Source organism: uncultured Nitrospira sp., assembly GCA_902500695.1.
GTDB lineage: Bacteria > Nitrospirota > Nitrospiria > Nitrospirales > UBA8639 > Nitrospira_E.
Window position 1 is genome coordinate 1 of the sequence record CABVRQ010000163.1, and the last position, 3,117, is coordinate 3,117.

The window sequence follows — 3,117 nt, forward strand, 5'->3', positions numbered from 1 at the left end:
TGACCTCAAATATATACCGCGCTGGACAGGCCAAGAGATTTATTTGGATCTTCCCCGACCTTACTCTTGTTCTCCGTTCGATCGTCAACGAGATGGTTCCTACGGTGTTGTAAACTGCGTAATCTTACAGCTTGGCGAATTGGGCAGTGGCGATCCTGCATGGAACTGTTCGGCGCATTGCTTGATTGCGAGCGCGGCATCAGCAGTCACTTGGTCAAAGGTGCCTTGCCCGGGCGTCATCCAGATCGGCGATGTGACTGAGTGTGGATGCTTACTCACCTGTGAACGGGCTGTGGCTTTGATGCCTAAATCGAGCGCCGTGCCATTGCTCCCGACGCCGCCAGTGTTACTCACGTTGTTGACTCCCATGCGATGACAGCTGTTGCATAGATTGTCGTTGACCTCGACTTTGTAGGCCTTCCATGAGGCAAAATCAGCGCCGACAAAGGAATAGGGCTCCGGGTCGCTGTTGAAAGTGATATCACCCGCACCGGGCAGCTGGTTGGAGCCGGATACTTGTGCGAGATACGGTGATCGGACGATTGGCCCATTGTCATGACAACTGACACAGGGGAATGAACTGTTTACAATTTGTGAAGGTGTCATCCAGAAAGGTGGATTGCCCACTCCCTTGGAGGGCGCCTTGACCTTGCCATCGTGGCTTAAGCCAAAGCCTTCCTCTAGCGCCCCCTGATAGAAACAGGTTTTGCCATTAACTTTATTGTGCTGGATGATGGCCACATCGCCATACTGCCCTTGGGATAGGCCCATTTTTCGGGCATGTGCCACCACATATGCGTCTGGAGTATTGATCAGCACCCGAAAACGACTCCCCTGATCGCATTTTCCGTTCAGCACGTTCGGACGATCACAGATGCCATTTGGATAAGTCGCATTAGCCGGAGTGAGATGATCGGTGGGAACCGTAGTCCCCAAAGGGCTGTCGACGTCGAAGTCGGGAACCGACACGCCGATGGCCTGATCGCATTCTTGTGCAAAGGCTGCGAGGGCATCCGTTCCTCCCGGTGCATTGGCTATGAGAAGGCCTGCCCAATTCCCGGCAACTTGCGCAGGATATGCGAGTCCTCCATCACTTTGATCATCGGCTCGATCAGCATCAACGTCATATCGCATATACTCATTGCCCTTAAAGAAATAGACAACCGTTTTTCCCTCAAACTTCGTAGGCCAGGCCACTGCACCATCGACTCCACCTGGAAACTTGAAATTTGGCCAATTGCCCGCAATGGGCTTCGGGTAGCCCGGGTCAGCCCGATGTCTCTTTACATCAAAGCGGATATACTGATCATCCCGGAAAAAGTACGCGACGGTCCTGCCACTCCTTGGGACCGGCCACACCACCACGGCATCCACCCGATCTGTCCAGATCCCAGGCCACTTCAACGAGATCGGCTGGGGGTAGGCCCGGCCAGCGCCATCCGCCGCATCCGCACGATCAGCATCCACGTCATACCTCATGAACTGATTGCCTTTAAAGAAGTAGGCGACCGTCTTTACTTCTGCCCCTCCCGGAGGTGGCGCAGGCCAGAAGACGGCCGCGTCCATGTTCTCCTCAAAAAGTCCAGGCCAATTGTTCTGGATAGGGCGAGGGTACGCATTGCCACTGCCATCGGCACTGTCCGCCATATCTTGGGCGATGTCGTATCGGGCATACTCACTTCCCTGGAAGAAATAGACCTTGCCGTTATTCCATACCACCGGCACCAGTTTTCCTGAACCAGTCAACTGAGCCCCAACGTCCACTGGCCCACAGAAACTCACCGCGATAAGCATTCCGCAGACGGTTGACAGCAAAATTTCACGTGACGTTCTCATGGCGTGATCCCTTTCTTCACAGACTTATTGATTGCGTACATTTCGCTCAGTTCCTCACTCCCAAACATACTCAGCATTCCTCGAATCTATAAAAGCAAGACCCGTTCCCACTCACAAACCCGATATGCGACAGAGCCACTTCTGGTATCTGCTTGAAAACCCGCACTGGCACTGGGCTTCACATTCTTCCTGGTAATTCTGCTCTCGCCTACAAATGCGTTGCGCGTATCAATGACGATACAGGTCGTATCGAATCAGATACCTATTCTCTTGTGGGCGACCGCCACAGAACTTCAAGATCACTACGCCCAAGTTCTGGGTTAAGTTTGTAGTAGGGAGTTTCGTACTGAAGAGTTAAGAGAAAGAAAATCAGACCGGATCTATTTTTGTCGATTTCTGGTTGGTGAATGGCTTAATACGTTAACGGTGGCGGGAGTTGTTCTTGACTGCAGAGGTTGGAGAATTTAGATCAAATCTTTTGTTGAGAGTGTTGCCTCTCGGTGGAACTTTGGCTAAATGGGGTGTCGGTTGCGGGTTCACAGTCTCAATGTCCTAGAGAAAAGTGGTTGTATGCTCAAATGAATTTTCTTGCCGGGGGGGTCGGCCCGGCAGGCGAGGTCTCCTTCGCAGGGCTCAGGACAGGCTTTTTGATTCGGCAAAAGGACCCAAAACCATGGTGGCCGTGGCGTGGCCCTTGGGGTTCCCTTCCCGGTTCGCCGACCCCGGCGGCGCACAAACTCGCTGCGCTCGAACAATGTGCGCCTTGTCTCCGGTGCCGGCTGCACTGCTCGGCCACACCACAAGGCCAAAGGAGGCTGCCGAAACAATGTGTCCCTTTCTGATGGCGGGTCAATTCGCTACGCTTACACCAGGGCCGCCGATCAATGAGAGCATCAGACTCTGGGCCTGGGCAGCAGGCGTCGGACAAGGAGAACAACGAGGAGTATGAGGGGTTTGATATTTGTCTTGAAAGACTTTCGAGAACCCTGTTTCCTTTTTCGCAGATTTCCCACTTGACTTAATTCGTTAATTGACCAAGAATTTGACTGGCCTATTTTAGTCATGGGTAATGGGGTTTTAGGCAAGGGAAAAGGATGGGTAAGCCCTAGGGGAAAACTGGAGAGAAATTATACAGACAGAAAATCGACGATTCCCATCTTATGCGGATCTGTAAACATTGGTATTTGTAAAGGAAATAATATGGGCATTTTTGAGTTGTTTTCAAAACGACAGAAAAAGATAAGGGGAGAGATCCCGGATGTATACGTGTATGAGGAAATA

Annotated in this window: 2 protein-coding genes; one reads left to right on the top strand and one right to left on the bottom strand. The window is 52.0% G+C overall.

Going from position 1 to position 3,117, the window contains the following annotated elements; translation table 11 throughout:
• Positions 1–99: 99 nt before the first annotated feature.
• Positions 100–1,836 carry a hemopexin repeat-containing protein gene (locus AAH187_RS19070; RefSeq protein ID WP_342350076.1) on the bottom strand — a complete coding sequence of 579 codons (1,737 nt, stop codon included), beginning with the start codon at positions 1,834–1,836 and terminating at the stop codon, positions 100–102.
• Between the two features lie 1,062 nt (positions 1,837–2,898).
• On the opposite strand from AAH187_RS19070, the gene AAH187_RS19075 reads away from it, so the two are divergent.
• A partial coding sequence (locus tag AAH187_RS19075; RefSeq protein WP_342350077.1) for a hypothetical protein occupies positions 2,899–3,117 on the top strand: 219 nt, incomplete at its 3' end.

Excerpts from the sequence above, each read along its gene's own strand:
- AAH187_RS19070 (WP_342350076.1), bottom strand. The coding sequence starts at position 1,836 with ATGAGAACGTCACGTGAAATTTTGCTGTCAACCGTCTGCGGAATGCTT.